13 protein-coding genes are annotated in these 18,784 nt (G+C 40.4%); 3 read left to right on the top strand and 10 right to left on the bottom strand.

What is annotated here, in order from left to right; genetic code table 11:
• Positions 1-126: 126 nt before the first annotated feature.
• The 6 genes from EAE93_RS06810 to EAE93_RS06835 form a co-directional block, all read right to left on the bottom strand.
• Positions 127-471 (bottom strand): YegP family protein, encoded by a 345-nt coding sequence (locus tag EAE93_RS06810; RefSeq protein WP_036805088.1) that lies wholly within the window; start codon positions 469-471, stop codon positions 127-129.
• 96 nt (positions 472-567) lie between these two features.
• The gene (gene baeR / locus EAE93_RS06815; RefSeq protein ID WP_036805090.1) at positions 568-1,272 is read right to left on the bottom strand and encodes an envelope stress response regulator BaeR; all 705 of its coding nucleotides are present in this window, start codon (positions 1,270-1,272) and stop codon (positions 568-570) included.
• Complete coding sequence (baeS, locus tag EAE93_RS06820; protein WP_214039357.1) at positions 1,269-2,657, bottom strand: envelope stress sensor histidine kinase BaeS; 1,389 nt, start codon at positions 2,655-2,657, stop codon at positions 1,269-1,271. Before baeS ends, baeR begins: the two co-directional genes overlap by 4 nt.
• Positions 2,654-5,740 carry a multidrug efflux RND transporter permease subunit MdtC gene (mdtC, locus tag EAE93_RS06825; protein WP_214039358.1) on the bottom strand — a complete coding sequence of 1,029 codons (3,087 nt, stop codon included), beginning with the start codon at positions 5,738-5,740 and terminating at the stop codon, positions 2,654-2,656. The genes baeS and mdtC overlap by 4 nt, the downstream gene beginning before the upstream one ends.
• Complete coding sequence (locus EAE93_RS06830; protein WP_214039359.1) at positions 5,737-8,883, bottom strand: MdtB/MuxB family multidrug efflux RND transporter permease subunit; 3,147 nt, start codon at positions 8,881-8,883, stop codon at positions 5,737-5,739. The genes mdtC and EAE93_RS06830 overlap by 4 nt, the downstream gene beginning before the upstream one ends.
• Positions 8,883-10,088, bottom strand: coding sequence for an MdtA/MuxA family multidrug efflux RND transporter periplasmic adaptor subunit (locus tag EAE93_RS06835; protein WP_036805100.1), 1,206 nt, complete (start codon positions 10,086-10,088; stop codon positions 8,883-8,885). Before EAE93_RS06835 ends, EAE93_RS06830 begins: the two co-directional genes overlap by 1 nt.
• Before the next feature lie 628 nt (positions 10,089-10,716).
• On the opposite strand from EAE93_RS06835, the gene EAE93_RS06840 reads away from it, so the two are divergent.
• The 3 genes from EAE93_RS06840 (at position 10,717) to EAE93_RS06850 (ending at position 13,541) form a co-directional block, all read left to right on the top strand.
• The gene (locus EAE93_RS06840; protein ID WP_214039360.1) at positions 10,717-11,646 is read left to right on the top strand and encodes a nucleoside hydrolase; all 930 of its coding nucleotides are present in this window, start codon (positions 10,717-10,719) and stop codon (positions 11,644-11,646) included.
• Positions 11,647-11,671: 25 nt separating this feature from the next.
• Positions 11,672-12,661 (top strand): adenosine deaminase, encoded by a 990-nt coding sequence (gene add, locus EAE93_RS06845; protein ID WP_036805104.1) that lies wholly within the window; start codon positions 11,672-11,674, stop codon positions 12,659-12,661.
• A 193-nt stretch (positions 12,662-12,854) separates the two neighbouring features.
• Positions 12,855-13,541, top strand: a complete 687-nt coding sequence (locus tag EAE93_RS06850) for a Crp/Fnr family transcriptional regulator (RefSeq protein ID WP_072165536.1) — start codon at positions 12,855-12,857, stop codon at positions 13,539-13,541.
• Positions 13,542-13,643: 102 nt separating this feature from the next.
• Here EAE93_RS06850 and EAE93_RS06855 read toward each other — a convergent pair whose 3' ends face one another.
• Genes EAE93_RS06855 through EAE93_RS06870 form a run of 4 tightly spaced genes read right to left on the bottom strand, consistent with a single transcriptional unit; the run spans position 13,644 to position 18,349 of the window.
• Positions 13,644-15,176, bottom strand: coding sequence for an asparagine synthetase B family protein (locus EAE93_RS06855; RefSeq protein ID WP_214039361.1), 1,533 nt, complete (start codon positions 15,174-15,176; stop codon positions 13,644-13,646).
• Positions 15,177-15,211: 35 nt separating this feature from the next.
• Positions 15,212-16,567 carry a 3-phosphoshikimate 1-carboxyvinyltransferase gene (aroA, locus tag EAE93_RS06860; protein ID WP_214039362.1) on the bottom strand — a complete coding sequence of 452 codons (1,356 nt, stop codon included), beginning with the start codon at positions 16,565-16,567 and terminating at the stop codon, positions 15,212-15,214.
• Between the two features lie 28 nt (positions 16,568-16,595).
• Positions 16,596-17,900, bottom strand: coding sequence for a 3-phosphoshikimate 1-carboxyvinyltransferase (locus EAE93_RS06865; protein ID WP_214039363.1), 1,305 nt, complete (start codon positions 17,898-17,900; stop codon positions 16,596-16,598).
• Between the two features lie 50 nt (positions 17,901-17,950).
• The gene (locus EAE93_RS06870) at positions 17,951-18,349 is read right to left on the bottom strand and encodes a RidA family protein (RefSeq protein ID WP_036805111.1); all 399 of its coding nucleotides are present in this window, start codon (positions 18,347-18,349) and stop codon (positions 17,951-17,953) included.
• Positions 18,350-18,784 lie beyond the last annotated feature (435 nt).

The raw sequence follows: 18,784 nt of genomic DNA on the forward strand, positions 1-18,784 counted from the left end.
ACGCTTAATTTGTTAGGGACACAAATTTATTGGCATGAATCGTTCGATTCTATTGATCGATGAAGGGCGCCTTATCAATTGATAGTAACTTTCAACTGATAAGGTGCGGTTTATCATGAAAAAATGTCATTCTGACTTTGTTAAATCTCGGACATTGGTGCTCGAGCCATGTTTAATCGCAGATTGAATGCCTTTTTTGGCCGCGACTTCATTATCGTGAGATTCACTGATGCCGATAACTTGATAGTTTCTCGCTTTCAGCACGAAATAGGACTTGCCAGATTTGTTTTCTCTGATTTCGAAGTTTTTTTCTGCCGGTGAATTTGCTTGGACAGAACGAATTCCTTTATTCGCTGCTGCCTTGGTGGTGTACATTTCACTGGTAAGGATAACTTCACCGTTCGATGCTTTTAAATTGAAGTAATACTGCTTGTTTTTTGTTCTCTTAAGATCATAATGACCTATAGCCATAAGAAATTCCTCCAATTAAAGTAAGTATTTTTAATATAGCTGAATTTCTGACCGGTGAAAGGTTGAGAGAAATTTAATTCAGTTAAAATGTGACAGTTATAACAAACGGCATATATCCGCTTCCCATCGGTAACCAAGTCCATAAATAGAACGAATGAATGTTTTACTGTTGTCCAATTGTTCCAGTTTACGGCGTAAATTTTTAATGTGGCTATCAATAGTACGGTCTGTCACGATTCGGTGATCGTCATACAGATTATTCAGTAATTTATCGCGGGAAAATACTTGTCCTGGGCGACTTGCCATCGTTTTTAATAACCGGAATTCAACCGGGGTTAAATCCAATATTTTATCGCGGTAACGCGCTTGGAAACAGTCCTCGTCAATTTGCAAATCACTTTGTTTGACAATATCTTGTGGTCGATAACAACGACGAAGAATCGTTTTAACTCGCGCAACAATTTCACGTGGACTATAAGGTTTACAAATATAATCATCTGCCCCGATTTCCAATCCAAGTAAACGGTCAATTTCTTCCGTTTTGGCGGTGACCATGATAATCGGTACGTCAGAGAAGCGGCGAATGTCCCGACAGATAGATATGCCATCACAGCCTGGAAGCATCAGATCCAGCAAAATAATATCTGGAATATGTTGTTGTACATGGGAGACAGCTTCATCACCCCGTAGTAGCCACTGGGTTTTGTAATCAGCCGCCCGCAGGTAATCAACCAGCAACTGACCAAGCTTTGGCTCATCTTCAACAATCAAAACAGTATATTGTTCAAACTCTGTACTCATAACATTTCGCCGTCGAGGGATTTAGTTAGCGGCAATTCTACGATAATTCTCAAACCACCTAAAGGTGAGGGTTTAGCATGGATTGTACCGCCATGTGCTTCAACAATGTTATAGCAAATAGCTAACCCAAGCCCTGATCCACCACTGGCACGGTTTCGTGAGGATTCACTACGGTAGAACCGTTCAAAAACCCGTTGGCATTGCTCTGGTGACAAACCGGGCTTACTGTCCTCCCAATTCAGAATGAAGTGGTGCTCGTTAGAGCAACCTTTAATGATTAATTTTCCATTATCAGCGGTATAGCGAAGACTGTTTTCCAGTAAGTTGTGAAATAGCTGAGTCAATCTGCTTGGGTCAGCAAACACCATAATAGTTTCAGGAAGTTTAACATCTATTTGGATTTGTTTATCAAGGAAACGTCCACGATAAGATGCAATAGCAGCCTGAATTAACTCACTGATATTGATAAATTCTTTCCGGTATGCCAGCGCTCCGCGATCGGATAAAGAGAGTTGGTGTAGATCATCAACCAGTTTGGTCAATGTGGTAATTTCAGCCAATAACGAATTGAGCGTTTCTGGGGTGGGTTTGTGAACACCATCCTGTAACGCTTCCAATTCACCGCGCAATATAGAAAGGGGGGTGCGCAGTTCATGAGAAATATCGGCCATATAATCGCGACGCATCTGCTCGTTTTTTTCCAGGGTACTGGCGAGCTGGTTAAAATTGTGGGCAAGCTGACCAATTTCATCTTTACTTGATGGTGTGACTCGGGCGCTGAAATCGCCGGCGGCCAGTTTATGCGTCCCTTCAACCAAACGTTTAACGGGTTTTAACATACCGCGGGACAATAATAGCGTGGCTATGATTGCCAGCAAGGTAGATAAACCGGCGATGATCCAGCTTGTCAGTTGCTGTTGGCGATCAAAACTGATGTCAGCTTGACGGGTAATTTTATCTGATGTGCTGACAATGACCCAGCCAACGACTTGATGATGATAGAGGATCGGTTTGCGATAGGTTTCTGACGGAATTCTACCGTCATGACCAACCAGTAGTTTCATGTCACTATCCACCACCCAAAATTGGGTTCGCCAACCGCGAGGTGGTGGACCTTGGTAGCTTTCACTGGTTTGTTCAATGGAGCGAATGATTTGAAAAATTGCTCGATCATTCCTCTTTAAAAATTTCCAGCTACCATATTGTTGATATTGTTCAGCCAGTGCTTCGGCTAACATAGCGGTACGTAACTGGATATTTTGTTTGATATAACCAATAAAACCATGCTGGAAGCTGCTTCTTACTCCCCAGTGCATGGTGATAAGCACTAGCATACAAGTGGCGAAGATGGCCATAAACAGTTTACCACTGATGCCTAGTTTCATAATGGCTCCATAATTTGTCTGGTGGAACGCCGTTGTTGCCACTTTTCCCTTAGTCGATCAAAACAGAGATAGACAACCGGTGTGGTATATAGCGTTAAAAGCTGGCTCATGACCAAACCACCCACAATGGTTATTCCTAAGGGTTGGCGTAATTCCGCACCATCGCCACTACTTAAAACCAGTGGCAGAGCACCAAACAAGGCGGCCAGCGTGGTCATCAGAATTGGACGGAAACGTAACAGGCTGGCTTGGAATATCGCATCACGGGCGCGAATATTACCGTTACGCTGAGCTTCAATAGCAAAATCCACCATAATAATGGCGTTCTTTTTTACGATACCAATCAATAACATGATGCCTATTAATGCTATCAGGCTGAATGGTGTGTCAAACAGTTCCAATGCCAGCAGGGCGCCAATGCCGGCAGAAGGCAGGGTAGAGAGAATAGTCAATGGATGGATATAACTTTCATACAGTATCCCTAGCACCAGGTAGACGGTAATAATGGCGGCCAGAATCAAGAATAATTGGGATTTCTGGGTTTCCTGGAAAATCTGGGCGGTACCAGCAAAAGTGCCGCGAACTGTCGAGGGTACACTGAGTTCAGTCATGGTTCTTTCAATTGCATTGACAGCATCAGAGAGGGTATAGCCTTCTGGTACATTGAAAGCAATGGTTGAAGCAGCAGAAAGCCCTTGATGATTGACACTTAGCGGAGCGTTAGCCGGTTGCCAATGGGCAAAATAGGAGAGTGGAATAGCTTTTCCTTGATTGTTAATCACAAACATTTTTTCCAGTGCGCTGACATCCTGTGTATATTCTGGTGCAACTTCCATCACAACCTTGTACTGATTAAGTGGTTGATAAATAGTGGATATTTGTCGCTGACCAAAAGCATTATTCAGTAGACTATTGGCTTCACTGACATTGATTCCCAGACGAGACATGGTATCGCGGTCATAGGTTATTGCCATTTCAGCCCCTTTATCCTCTTTATCCGAATTCACGTCGGTCAGTTGGGGCAATTGCCCTAATGCCTTACGGATAACAGGTTCCCATTTGCGAAGATCGTTTAGATCATCTGCCAGCAATGTAAATTGATAGCTAGCATTAGCCTGGCGACCGCCAGCCTTAATATCCTGTACCGGAATGAGAAACAGATTTGCCCCCGGTTCATTGGCAAGTTTAATTCTCAGGCGTGAAATAACCTGTTCAGCGCTTTCTGAACGCTCTTTTAATGGTTTCAGAGAGATAAACATAAAGCCATTATTTACCCTTCCACCACCGGTAAAACCGATAACGTTGTCTACCGTAGAATCTGCATTAATTGTCTGCATGAAGTTTTTCATTTTTTCACGCATAGATTGGAAAGAGATACTTTGGTCTGCCCGAACAAACCCTAGTAACCGACCGGTATCCTGTTCCGGGAAAAAAGTTTTGGGGATATGGATGTAGAGCCAAACATTTAGAGCAATGATGCCAGCCAAAATTAACAATACCCAACGGCTATGATTAAGAACCCACATCAGGGAGCGTCCGTAAATTTGCTGAATTTTCAGCAGAACTTTACCGAATCCCCGTATTTTCTTCTGTGCTTTGGGAAGCTGAGATTTTAGTAAATGAGCGCACATCATTGGCGTTAGTGTTAGAGAAACCAATAATGAGATGCCGATTGAGGTGGTTAAGGTAATGGCAAATTCACGGAACAGCCGACCAACCAATCCATCCATGAGTAGGAGTGGGATAAAGACGGCTACCAGTGAAATACTCATCGAAAGGACCGTAAAACCCACCTCCCGGACACCACGTAGTGCCGCTTGCAGAGGTTTTATGCCTGCTTCAAGGTGGCGGGAAATATTCTCCAGCACCACAATCGCATCATCCACCACAAATCCTGTGGCAACCGTCAGCGCCATTAAAGAAAGATTGTTCAAACTGAAACCGCACAGATACATGGCGGTAAAGGTGCCAATGAGTGAAACGGGTACCGCGATGGCCGGGATCAATGTTGCGCGACCGGAACGCAAAAACAGGAATACCACCAGAATGACTAGCCCGATAGCAATCACCAATGCACGTTCTACTTCTGCTAATGAAGCACGAATCGTTGGTGTGCGATCTTGAGTAACTTTCAGTTGAATACTGGCAGGAATAGATTCACGTAATGTAGGTAATTGTTCCCGGATACGGTTTACTGTGGCAATAATATTCGCGCCAGCTTCACGGCGAATAATCAACAAAATAGCTGGTTCACCGCCAGACATTCCGGCTGCTCTGACATTCTGAACAGAATTTTTTACATTTGCTACATCCTGCAATCGCACTGGTGAACCGTTGTTATAGTGAACGATGATTGGGCGATAGCTTTCGGCTGTTTTTAACTCGTCATTCGTTTGAACTTGCCAGTGTTGCTGATAGGAATCCACATATCCTTGTGGACGGCGAACATTGGCATTGCTGATAGCTTTGCGTACCGCGTCTAGCGAAACTCCCTGATGAAACAGAGCGCCAGGATTTAATTCAACTCTGACTGCCGGTAATGAGCTTCCGCCAACAGAGACTTCACTGACACCTTCAACTTGGGCGATTTTCTGAGCCAGTTGAGTAGAGGCAAAATCATAAAGCTGCCCTTGATTATAGGTATCAGAAGTCAATGTGAGGATCATAATCGGGGCGTCAGACGGATTGACTTTGTAATAATGCGGTCTGCTCGGCATACCGGAAGGCAACAGACTTTGAGCGGCATTCAGTGCTGCCTGTACATCCCTTGCTGCGCTGTTAATATCACGATTAAGGTCAAATTCAAGTGTGATATCGGTATTGCCAAGGGAGCTGCTCGACGTCATTTCATTAACTCCGGCAATTCGGCCTAAGGCATGCTCCAACGGAGTAGCGACAGATGAGGCCATTGTCTCCGGTGAGGCGCCCGGTAATGAGGCGTAAACGGAGATCACCGGAAAGTCCACTTGTGGTAAAGGAGAAACCGGCAACAAGGTAAATCCTAATACTCCACATAGGGTTATGGCTAAACTCAATAGCGTGGTGGCAACAGGACGTTGGATAAATAAGGCAAAAAATTTCACCGCGGCTCCTGATGATCAATAGATGAAGTGCCTGGGGTTGATAGCTGGCGATTGCGGCGATAGTGTGCCAACCGGTCAAACAGCAAATAGATCACCGGCGTAGTAAACAACGTCAGGATCTGGCTCATAATCAGTCCACCTACCATACAGATACCCAGAGGCCGACGTAATTCAGCGCCTACACCGGTGCTGAGCATTAAGGGGAGTGCTCCAAGCAACGCTGCCATTGTGGTCATCAGAATCGGGCGGAAACGTAATAAACACGCTTGATAGATGGCTTCGTAAGGCGATAATCCCTGTTCGCGTTCTGCCGCCAGCGCGAAATCGATCATCATGATGGCATTTTTCTTCACAATACCTATCAACAAGATAATGCCGATGATCGCAATGACATCCAATTCCTGACCTGCCATCATCAGCGCTAATAGTGCACCCACTCCCGCTGTCGGCAACGTGGAAAGGATTGTTACCGGGTGGATGAAGCTTTCATACAATATGCCTAGCACGATATACATAGCGATAATGGCAGCCGCGATTAGCCACAATGTATTGCCCAGTGCGCTTTCAAATGCCAGCGTTGTTCCCTGAAATTGGGTGGAAATATCTTTGGGCATTTTGATCAATTGTGCTGCATCACGAACAGCGTTAACCGCCTGTTCGAGAGAAGCATCCTCGGCAACGTTAAAAGAAAATGTCGCTGAGGGAAATTGAGCGAGATGATTGATTGCCAGTGGGCCAAATCGTTGTTCAATAGTCGCAATAGCCCTGAGAGGCACGACATGGCCGTCAGTTCCGTTAAGGCGGATGTTATCAAATGCTGCTAGCCCTGGAGTCGATGTTACATCATGTTCCAAGATGATCCGATATTGATTAGCCTGGGTATAAATGGTTGAAATTAGCCGCTGGCCGAATGCGTTGTAGAGTGCGTTATCTATAGCGGCCATTGAGATACCCAATCGGCTGGCAGTGTCTCGGTCTACTTTAACGTGAGCGGTAAGCCCCTGATCTTGCCAGTCGCTGCTGATATCAACCAGTTCTGTTCTCTGTTTTAATTCAGCCAATAATTTTGGCACCCAGATACTCAGTTCATCCAGAGAGGTTGCCTGCAAAGTGAATTGGTATTGGGTACGGGTAACCTGAGTGTCAATCGTCAAATCTTGTATCGGTTGCAGATAGAGCTTTATGCCGGGTATAGCGGCAACTTTTTCCTGCAAACGCGGAATAATGTCAACGATTCTGTCATCACGCTGATTCAGTGGTTTTAGTGTGATTTGCAGTCTCCCGTTATTCAATGTTGGGTTACTGCCATCAATACCGACAAAGGTGGCGATATTTTCTACTGCCGGGTCTTGCAGTAATAAAGATGAAACTTGCTGCTGTTTATCTACCATTGCAGCAAAGGAAATGGATTGCGGCGCTTCAAGTGTTCCCTGAATCAGCCCATTGTCTTGCGATGGAAAAAATCCTTTTGGAATCACCAGATAGAGCAGGACAGTTAGCGCCAATGTGCTTAGGGCGATGCCGAATGTGATCCACGGATGGTTCAGCGCTCTTTTTAGCCATACGGCATAACTGGCGATCATTTGTTCAAAAAAGCGTTCACTGGCTTGTTCAAAACGATTGTGTTTTATCTGTGATTCCGGTTTCAGTATTCGAGCGCACATCATGGGGGTTAATGTCAGCGAGACAATGGCTGAAATCAGAATTGCCACGGCTAGGGTAATCGCAAACTCACGAAACAGGCGCCCAACGATATCGCCCATAAAAAGCAGCGGGATTAGCACCGCAATCAAAGAGAAAGTCAGGGAGATAATGGTAAAACCGATTTCACCCGCACCTTTCAATGCTGCTGTCATCGGTTTCTCGCCTTGTTCTATATAACGAGAGATATTTTCAATCACCACAATGGCATCGTCTACGACAAAACCGGTGGCAATGGTGAGCGCCATTAGCGTCAGGTTATTGACGGAGAAACCGCAGAAATACATCACTGCGAATGTACCAATCAGTGAAAGAGGAACGGCGATACTGGGAATGAGTGTTGCAATACCGTTACGTAAAAACAGGTAAATCACCATAACAACCAGTGCAATTGCTAGTAACAGTTCAAACTGAACATCTTTCACAGAAGCACGAATGGTTGTCGTGCGGTCAGTCAGGATTTTCATCTCGACGGATTTAGGCAAGCTGCTGATAAGTTCCGGCAACATCTGACGAATGTTATCTGTGGTTTCAATGACATTGGCGCCGGGCTGGCGCTGAACATTAATCACAATGGCTTGTTTGTTATTTGACCATGCACCGAGTTTGGTGTTTTCTGCGCCTTGTTCAATGGTTGCGACATCTTGTAACCGTACCGGCGATCCGTTTTTATAGGCAACGATCAAGTTACGGTAATCATTGACTGATTTCATTTGATCGTTAGCTGAAAGCGTGACGGAACGGGTCGGACCATCAAGGCTGCCTTTGGCGGAGTTAACGTTGGCATTGTTGATAGCGGTGCGGATCGTTTCGCTATCCAATCCCTGTGCCGCGACTGCTTGAGCGTTGAGTTTCACTCTGACGGCTGGTCGCTGGCCGCCGGCGAGTGTCACCAACCCCACACCGTTGACCTGGGAAATTTTCTGTGCAATACGGGTTTCCACCATATCTTGAATTTGTGTCATTGGCATTGCATCGGAGGTGACTGCCAGCATTAAAATAGGCGGATCAGCGGGGTTAACCTTGCTGTAAATAGGAGGGTAAGGAAGGTCATTCGGCAGTAAATTACTGGCTGCGTTAATGGCTGCCTGCACTTCCTGCTCGGCGACATCTAACGGCAAAGTCAGTTGGAATTGCAATGTGATAACGGAAGCTCCGCCGGAACTTTGGGATGCCATCTGTTTAAGACCGGACATTTGCCCGAGTTGACGTTCCAGTGGTGCGGTGACTGCCGAAGTCATCACATCGGGGCTTGCGCCGGGGTAGAGTGTGACAACCTGAATGGTGGGGTAGTCCACTTCCGGTAATGCAGACACCGGCAGCATGCGATAGCCGATAATACCTGCCAGTAGAATTGCTGCCATAAACAGCGTGGTGGCAACGGGTCGCAAGATGAACAGGCGTGATGGTCCGCCTCCTGGGATTAGGGAGCTTACCTGCATCAGGAATTCTCCGCTTTGTCGTGTTTTTGCGGCTGAGGGTTATTTACTATCGGTGTGACAATATCCACTTTAGCGCCATCTGTCAGGCGATCGATGCCATCAGTGACCACTTTATCACCTGCTGCCAAGCCGGTACTGATAACAACGCGTTTTGTATCCTGCAATTTGACCGTGACCAGATGCTTGCTGACTTTATTCTCTTTGCCTAACATCCAGACAAAATTCCCTTCATTACCCATTTGCAAAGCAGCATTTGGGATCACCACTGCGTTTTCCAGTGTATCGACTTTAATACGGACATTAACGAACTGATTTGGGAATAAAACGCTATCTTGATTGGAAAAACGGGCTTTCAGCTTAATTGTGCCGGTAGCGGCATCAATTTGATTATCAATGCTCAACAGTTTTCCTTCGGCAAGTTGTTGCTGGTTATTGCGATCCCAGGCGCTAACAACGACGTTGTGATTCGCTTTCTGAGCTTGTAAAACAGCATTGATATCGTTTTCAGGGAGTGAAAACAGCACATCTACCGGATCGGTTTGAGTAATCACCACAATAGGAGAGTTGTTGCCACTGGAGATAAAATTTCCTACATCGATCTGCTTCAAGCCCACTTTACCGGAAATAGGCGCCGTAATACGGCTGTAAGTGAGTTGAAGTTTTGCGCTATCAATTGCTGCTTGATCAACCTTTAGACTGGCTTCGTGTTGGCGGACAAGTGCACGTTGATTATCCATTTCTTGTTGGGAAATCAGGTGAGTGTTTGCCAATTTCTGGTAGCGATTGAGATCCTGACGGGCATTCGCCAATATTGCTTCATCTTTAGCAAGTTGGCCTTTGGCTTGTGCTAACTGAACCTGAAAAGGGCGTGGATCAATTTCCGCCAGTAAATCCCCTTGTTTAATTTGTTGCCCTTCCTGAAAGTGCAAAGCGATAAGCTGACCTTCAACCCGGCTGGTTACTGTGGCGGTATTGGCGGCTTGAATGGTGCCAAGCCCGGTCAGAAAGCGAGGGACCGCCTGCTCTTTTGCCGTGGCAATTTGAACCGGGGGTAACGGGGGATGCTTTAAACCGGAAGGTTGATCCGATGTGCTAGATTGTTGAGGGGTTTTAAATTGGTACCAAAAAAATATGGCCGCAGCGATGGCAATGGCGGCTAATGTTGCACGGAAAATAAGGGTACGGCGTTTATTATTTTGATTCATTTCTTCGACATTCTCTCAAACGCAAGGTCAAGGTATTGCTTGATTATGTCCGATTGAAATATCGGTTTAATCACATCTATTAGTTTAGACAGTGAGGATAGGCTAAAAAATGGAGAAAATGTGGAAAATATGTCAAGGAAGCGCTTTTTAAGGTAAATTTAGGCGTTTTTTGTCAGTTTTTTCGAGACGGCTCCAGAAATTATGCAAATGATGTTGCCTTTGTTACCTTCTTTTCCTTTTTCTCGTTCATATTTGAGTATAATTTTAAATAGATAAACTTAATGAAAGACGTTAATTGTCTATCTTAGGCAGCTATTTTTTCTTTATATTTTGCATGTATGTATTATTTATAACCCATAACTTCAAATGATTTATTGACGGTATATACCCAATGGATTTCAAGATGGATCGCGACGGCAAGGGAGCATAGAAAACTATGTGACCGGGGTGAGTGAGTGTAGCCAACAAAGAGGCAACTTGAAAGATGACGGATATATTGTGAAATAGATCACATACTCGTTATATATCTCTATGCACATTGTTTCTTGATTTTGAAAAAAGGTCATGTGACTTTTTTTGGGCGGAACTTATAACTTAATGTAAGGAACATAATAAAGGGAGGTAGTCTATGAGACATTTCATTATTGATACAGATACGGCTTCCGATGATGCGGTTGCATTACTGATGGCGCTTCGTGAGCCATCAGTTTTTATTGAGGGTATCACCATTGTTGCCGGTAATTGTGCTGTTGCTCAATGTAGGAAAAATGCGTTAGTTAGTATTGAGAAAGCAGGAACATATATTCCTCCGGTATATGAAGGAATGAGCAAGCCGTTATTTAGAGAACACTATGCTTCATATCATATTCATGGGAAAGATGGTATGGGTAATATGAATTTACCAGAGCCCTCACTAATAGCAGAAGATAAGCATGCAGTAGATGCAATTATTGATATCGTAAAAAAATTCCCCGGGGAGATAGAAATAATCACTTTGGGGCCGTTGACAAATATTGCAATGGCTGTCTTGAAAGAGCCAGATTTATATAAATTTGTCAAAATGATTTATATTATGGGTGGGTCAGGGATGAAGCCAGGTAATATTACGCCGTTAGCTGAATTTAATATTTATGTTGATGCTGAATCAGCACATATAGTATTGAATTCTGGATTACCTCTTATATTTTGTGGATGGGAGCTAGGTATGGAAGAGGCTTTTATTGATGAATTCGATATGGATAAATTAAATTCTTTAGGTGATCTTGGTCAGTTTGCAGTGAACTGTAATAGAACATTGGTTGAATTTAATGCGGGAAGGACGAATAGAAAAGGGTTTGATCTGCCTGATCCTATAACAATGGCTATTGCTTTATATTCGAATGAAATGATAGAGGATAAGTTAGAGGCGTATGGTTATGTTGAATATCAAAGTGTACGTTCATATGGGCATTTAGTTATTGACTCAACCGATCTTCTCAATCATCCCCATAATATGACTGTGGTGACTAAGATCAAGGGGAGAGTATTTAAGAATAAACTATTTGCATTATTGTCATAATTTTAATCATATAGGCGGATAAAAGATGAATTTTAATCCTGATTTACTGAGAAAGGTGGAGTTACATACACATCTTGATACTGGGTTGAGTTATCATTTCGTTAAAAAACTTATTCCTGATATTACCCAGAAGTCGTTTTGTGAAAAATATATTGCCTCTGAAAAATGTCATGATTTAGGTGATTTTTTAAATAAGATTACTCCTTCATTGGATTTACTGCAAAAAAGGGAGGTAATAGTTGATGCTGTTGAGGATCTTTTCATACAACTAAAAAGCGATAACGTAGTCTATGCTGAGATTAGATTTGCCCCTTTACTGCATCTTCGTTTAGGATTAAATGACCGCGATATTGTGGAAACTGTTTTGGAGGCAATGAAAAGTTCTTCAATTAAATATGGTATAGCAGCCGGTTTAATATTGTGTACATTGCGGCATTTTTCAGAAGATCAAAGTTTGAGAACCGCATATCTAGTCAATGAATATGTTAAATATGGTGTTGTTGCTCTTGATCTTGCTGCCGATGAGGCAAGATATCCACTCAATGCGCATTTGAGGGCGTTTAGAATGGTGTTGGAAAATGGTGGAAATGTTATTGCACATGCAGGCGAAGCGAAAGGGGCTGAGAGTGTGCGTGAGACTATTAATAAATTAAATATCTCTCGTATAGGACATGGTGTCAGAAGCATTGAAGATCGAGATGTTATTGATCTTATTATAGAAAGAAATATACATTTAGAAATATGTCCGACATGTAATATTGTTTGCGATATTTATGATATCTATGAAAACCATCCAGTTAATCTCTTAAAAGAGATTGGTGTCAATATTGGGATTAATACGGATGCCCGGACAGTTGCAAATATAACTTTATGTGAAGAATATTTGAGGATTAATCGATATTTTGGTTGGCAATATAGTGATTTTATTGAAACAAATTTGAATGCATTACAGGCTTCCTTTTCTAGTAATGAATTGAAAAATCGATTAGAAAAGGAAATAACGAGATTATCGTAGTGAAAAATTTTATTTTATTCATCTTTATGTACAATTGAAAAAGTTTATATTAAATCTGTAATCTGTAATCTGTAATCTGTAATCTGTAATCTGTAAATATCTTAGTGGGGAAATTTATGGAGAATAAATGGAAAGATCGGAAATATTTAAATATACTTAGTTATGATGTGATTTAAGATATAGTGGATTAAATATGTGTCTGGGTAAACAGAGAAAGCTGAAAAATTATATTGATAAATATCATCTTGATAGCATTTTTCCATTAGAATTTATGCAAAAATTGGAGGTGGTTGATGTTAAGAAAAATGCTTATCTTACGCATCAGTCATCGAATTTTACTCATCTCTATATTTTGGTTGAGGGGAAACTTAAGGTTGAATTTTATAATGTTAATGGCAAATTCTTTGTTTTTGCCTTTGCTACTCCTCTTTTTCTTATTGGAGATTTAGAACTTTTTCATTCCCAAGAGAATAACATAATTAATACTATTTTTGCTCAGGAGCAGTCAGTACTTCTATCAATACCGTTAGAGACGGTGAAAACGTTTGGCTTAACGGCTCCTGGATTTCTTGAATTTGTTTGTAAACAACTCAGTAATAAGCTTTTCGAGTCATTTTTGTTTCGGTCGGGAGTATTTTTGACTGTTGAGGATAAATTAAAGCGATTTCTTTATTATAATTCGAAAAGAAATGGATTTGTACAGATATTAGAGAGAAGGGAAGACTTAGCATCTATTTTAGGTGTTTCAGTTAGGCAATTAAATAGGGCTATTAAGAGTTTGAATGAGAAAGGAATCATTATGTCAAAAAATAAGAGAGTTGAAATTATTGATTATGATTTTTTAAAAAAGGATATTGAGTTCCAGTTAGATGTTAAGTGATGTAAATAAGAAATTCTATTTTCCCAAATAGCTGCATTGTTAGTAGGATAAACAATGCAGCAATCAACATAATTTAAATTACAGTCTCACACAATGTTGAAATTATGATATGAAATTAAAGTAACCAGATTCTGAGAAATCTTTACCAGATTCTTTGAAACGCTCCTTTGGTAGTGGATAGCCTAAAGAGAGATATTTTTCAGCGAAATAGAGAGCGCTTTGGCTGGTTAAGCCGATAGTATTAAGGTTGTCAACAACGCTCTTTGGTAGATCGCATTTAATATCTTTAACGTAATCTATGATAGTATTTTTTACCCCGCTACCATCTGGCATTCTTATTTTTGGTCTGTCAATGATATATTCGGGTATTTTTCCTCTGAATGCTTCACGTAAAATATGTTTTTCTACTCCGTTATTGAGTTTGTAAGAAAAATCCAGACTTAAAACATAAGGAACCAATGCTGAATCCATAAAGGGAACTCGTGCTTCAACCGTATTTCTCATGCTTGCCCGATCGACTCTTTGTAAATCAGTTCTATGAAGATTATTTAATCGATATAGGGAGAGATAATGGGGATCGGGATATGTCTTAAATAGATCGTAGCCAGCAAAAATTTCATCACTGCCTTCTCCACATAGAGCGATTTTAAAGCCGAGGCGGTTAGCGATATAATAACCAAAGTGAGCAATATTCGAATCAATTGCATCAATTTGTTCGAAAAATTCACCATAATAGATAGCATCTTGGATGTTATTAATTAATTCTTCCTGAGTAAAGGTATAGATGATGTGTTTTATCTTATTCTCAGAACAATATCTTTGGGCAATTTCAATATCTTTTGAACCGGGTAATCCAAATGAAATTGCTGTAACATCGTGGTGATATTTGTGTGCAAGATAGAGCACAATGGTACTGTCTATACCGCCGCTAAACATGATTGATATAGGTAGATCTGTATCAACCCTCTTTTTGACGGCATTATCTAAAAGTGAATAGACTTTTTCTTTTGCCTGTTCGAAGTTATCGTTGCTTGCGGAAATATTTGTGTCGTAGCTAATATATTTTTCACTGGTAAAGCCGTCGAAAATTGAACCGGGTTCAACGGGTTTAATTTCTGAATTAAACTCGATCAATGATTTTATTTCTGATGCTACATACCAGTTACCCTCTTTTTGGGTGTAATAGAGTGGCTTTATTCCGACGTGATCTCTTCCTAATAAGAATTTATTATTCTTATTATCAAATAGAATAAAACTGAACATTCCATCTAATTTTTTAATAAATGACTTGCCATAGCAAATGTAGGCGATTAGGGCAACTTCAGCATCGCCGCCATTTTTGAATTGGTAACCTTGTTTAATTAACTCATTTCGAAGAGATTTATAATTATAAATTTGACCATTCAGCACAAGATGAAGATCATGTTCCTGATTTGATATGGGTTGATAGGCTGAATCACGTTCGACAATCGCCAGTCTGTTGGTTGCGATTGCAAAGTTATTTCTGACAACTTTCTCATTAAACCGAGATGAATCACCTCGATGTGCTATTTTTGACATTATAGTATGTAGCTTATTCTCAATATCATCAATAAGCCTGTTTTCTGTATTAAAAATACCACCAATTCCACACATAGTGAATTCCTTTGGTTAAGAGTTATCAATGATGTTTAGATGTCTTCTGGTATAGGGCCAGAATATTTTAATTCATTCACGTTAGCGCCTAATGTGGATATTTCGGCGAAGTATTCTGGATAAGTTTGACCAACATGATATGGCTCACTAATAATGAGTGGCTCATCACAATGTAAACCTATTGTGGTGAGCGCCATGATTAATCCATGATCATAATGGCCATCGACAATAACACCGCCTTTATATCCATATGGATTACCATAAATAATTAATTGATCTAGCTTTTCTTCTGATCTAATTCCTATTTTGTCTAATTCTCGCCGAAAATCGGAAATTCTATCTGATTCTTTATAGCGGATATGCTCAATGTTATAGAAAACGCTTTTACCATCGGCAAACGCAGCTAATGCAGCAAGTGCAGGTACCGCATCTGGCGCCAGTGAACCATCGAAATCCTGTGCTTTCAGGGGGCCGCCAGAGCGAATATTGAGACAATCTTCTCTGATAAAGCTGATTTTCGTTCCACTGTTAATTAAATAATCCACTACCGCGCCGTTACCTAATTCTTCCTCAAAGAAACCGTTTAGGGTGACGTCAGAATTCAGTGAGGCGCAAAGTGCAAGGATCGCTGCCGTGCTGGCGGGATCAGCGCCGACGCTAAATTCTGATGGGATAAATCGACTTTTTCCTGTGGTAAAGAAATTGCGGAATTTATCGTCATATTCAATATTGATGCCGGCTTTGCGCAAATTATTAATTGTCGTGTGAACCATCGATGGCGCGGTAATTGTGTCGGTGACTTTTATTTGTAGATCTCGTTCACTGATAGCGCCTAAGTAAAGTAGTCCACTCAGGAATTGAGAGCTTTTTCTGCATGAAATCTCAGTGTAATTACCGATGTTTCTATTTGATTTCATGCTTATTGGTAAAAGTGAATCTGGCCCAACGGCGGTACACTGAATATTGAGTAATTTGAGTGCATTGACCATTTCTGATTGTGAACGTGTACCCAGGGAGTGACGGTATTCTGTAATAAATTCAGTATCAGGTAAATAACCGGATACACCCATTAATAATCGTAATACAACGCCAGAATTACCTGGGTTAAAGATGATTTTTTTATCAATCTTTCTGATATCTATACCTTCTACGATTGTCCCTGTAATATCACTATTAAATGATGCTCCTAAACGGGAACAGTTTAATTTCATTGCTGTTGTATTGTTCCCTGATGCCATGTTATTTATTTTACTTGTACCTTCCGTTAATGATGCAGTCAGAATGGCGCGAGTTGAAGAACTTTTTGAGGCAGGTAAAGTTATTGAACCATTTAGTGATTTAGTTTTATTTATTTCGATAAATGGCGGATGATTATTACCATAATACTTCATATTTTTATCTCGCTTATTATACTGTTAGCTAACTTATTCTAGCCCCGAGAGAATTTAAGGATTGGATAAATCCAGGAAAACCATCATCTAATTTATGTATATGATTAACGGTTGTTCGTTCTCTTGCCCCTAGTGATGCAATAATATTGGATGCGCAAATCCGATGATCATAGTAGCTGAATATTTCAACGCCTCCGTTTAATGGCCCGTTACCGTTAATCCTTATTTTGTTGAAAGCCCCAGTGTCATTAAAAATTAAATAACTTTTGCCTCCCATCATGCGTATGTTTTCGTTGATAATAAATGCCCGTTGGCATTTATGATTATTTATAGCATTAAGACCGGAAAATGTAATATCTCCATTACCATTAATCGCCGCCGCGATGATATTAGTCGCAACGGAAGGGAGTTCATTTAAATAGATTTCATCTGTAATGGCGTTATATTCCCCCTCCAGTCTGATATTAAGTTCATTCTTAATTGGATTATAGTTTAAATTCATACCAAGTTTTCTATATATGTCAAATAGTACTCTTTCGTTAATGGTATTCCCTAGATAATAACTTTTTATGGTGACTTTGCTTGGTCGGTTAATACTTAATATTGATGAAGCAATGTAGCTTAGTGATGTGAAATCCGAAGGGATATTGATAGTAATATCCTTTGATTGATATTCAGTTGAAATAAATGTACTGCCTATGCGGGTGATTTTGCTCCCCAGTAACGCCATCATGTTAATTGTTATATCGACATATCCATTCTTAATTTCACCGTTGTTGTTAATGATAAGACTTTTCCCTTTAATAAATGGTGAAACAAGAAGAGAGAATGATAGGAATTGAGTGCTTTTATTGAAGTTTAATGGTGACTGTGATGGATATATTCTCCTGGAAACCGTGACGATATTTTCTTTTTGCTTTTCTGCAAATACATTTAGATATGAAAAAAATGATTCATCATACAGACTTTCTCTGTTAAACAATGAATCATTGCATTTTATATAAACTTCTTTTTCCGTCAGTGAGGCCAAAGCGACACTGATTCTAAATAACATACCAGAGCCATTAGCATTAATAATCCCATTGCAATGATATATTGGACGTGCTCCTTTCAATATGATGCGATTTTTACCTCTGTCCAGAATTTGCAGCCCAAATTGTTGTAAAGCAATAAGGAGATCTTCTGTTTCGGTACACCACGATATATTATTTACGGTAGTTGTTTCTTCATTCAACAATGCTAATAGTAGCGCTCTTTGGATATGAGGCTTAGATGATGGTATGACTATTTCCCCATTAAGAGTAGAGCCGGGGAGCACGCTAATTTTATTCATGCCAAGCCTCCAGGTAGATCAATTACCATTGGTATTATTCTTTAATTTAACTATTTGCTGTCGATGGCAATAGTTGTAATTTCAACATAATGTTCTGGCTTCACCATCGATTTAACGGCAATGGTGGTATTGACCGGCCGTATATCGCCAAATTTCTCATTAAATGCTCGACAATAATCATCAAAATGTTGGAAATCTGTTAAATGTGTTACTGTGCTGACAACATCAGTCAGTTCTGCACCAAGTTCTTTTAAATATTTCTCAATTTTTTCTATGATAAATAGAGTTTGTTCGTAAGCATTTTCTCCCATAACATTTCCATCACCATCTGAGGCGACACATCCTGCAATAAAGATTTGATTGCCAACTCTTTTTCCTCTTGAATATCCCATTTTATTTTCCCACGGGGAAGGGCTGAATACTGTTTTTCTAACTTCATGAGATGACATAAATACTCCTATAAATGAAAATATATAAGAAGAAGATTTGGGAATAATAAATTAATTTAAACAATTTATTCCATTAACTAAAAGATATCCGTAAATCAATGTAGTATTAATAAAAGTATACAAAGTCTGATATGTCAAATAAAATTAATTATTAAAATGGAATAATTGTTTATTTCCTTATTAAAAAAATGAATAAATATTTTATCTTGACAATAAAATTGTTTTTTATGGAAAAATTTCTATTATTATTGAATTGGTTATATATTAAAGAGATGAATCTGGTTGTATTTCGACTATTTTGTATTTGAAAGTCACCTTAGTTGGAACTATACATGATGATTAGGTTGTCTTAATTTTGATGAAAATTTTATTTGTTAATAAAAATGGATAATTTAAAGAGTGAATAAGATGGGTATAAAATAATAATTGTTAACT

The sequence above is a fragment of the Photorhabdus akhurstii genome (assembly GCF_018448925.1).
GTDB lineage: Bacteria > Pseudomonadota > Gammaproteobacteria > Enterobacterales > Enterobacteriaceae > Photorhabdus > Photorhabdus akhurstii.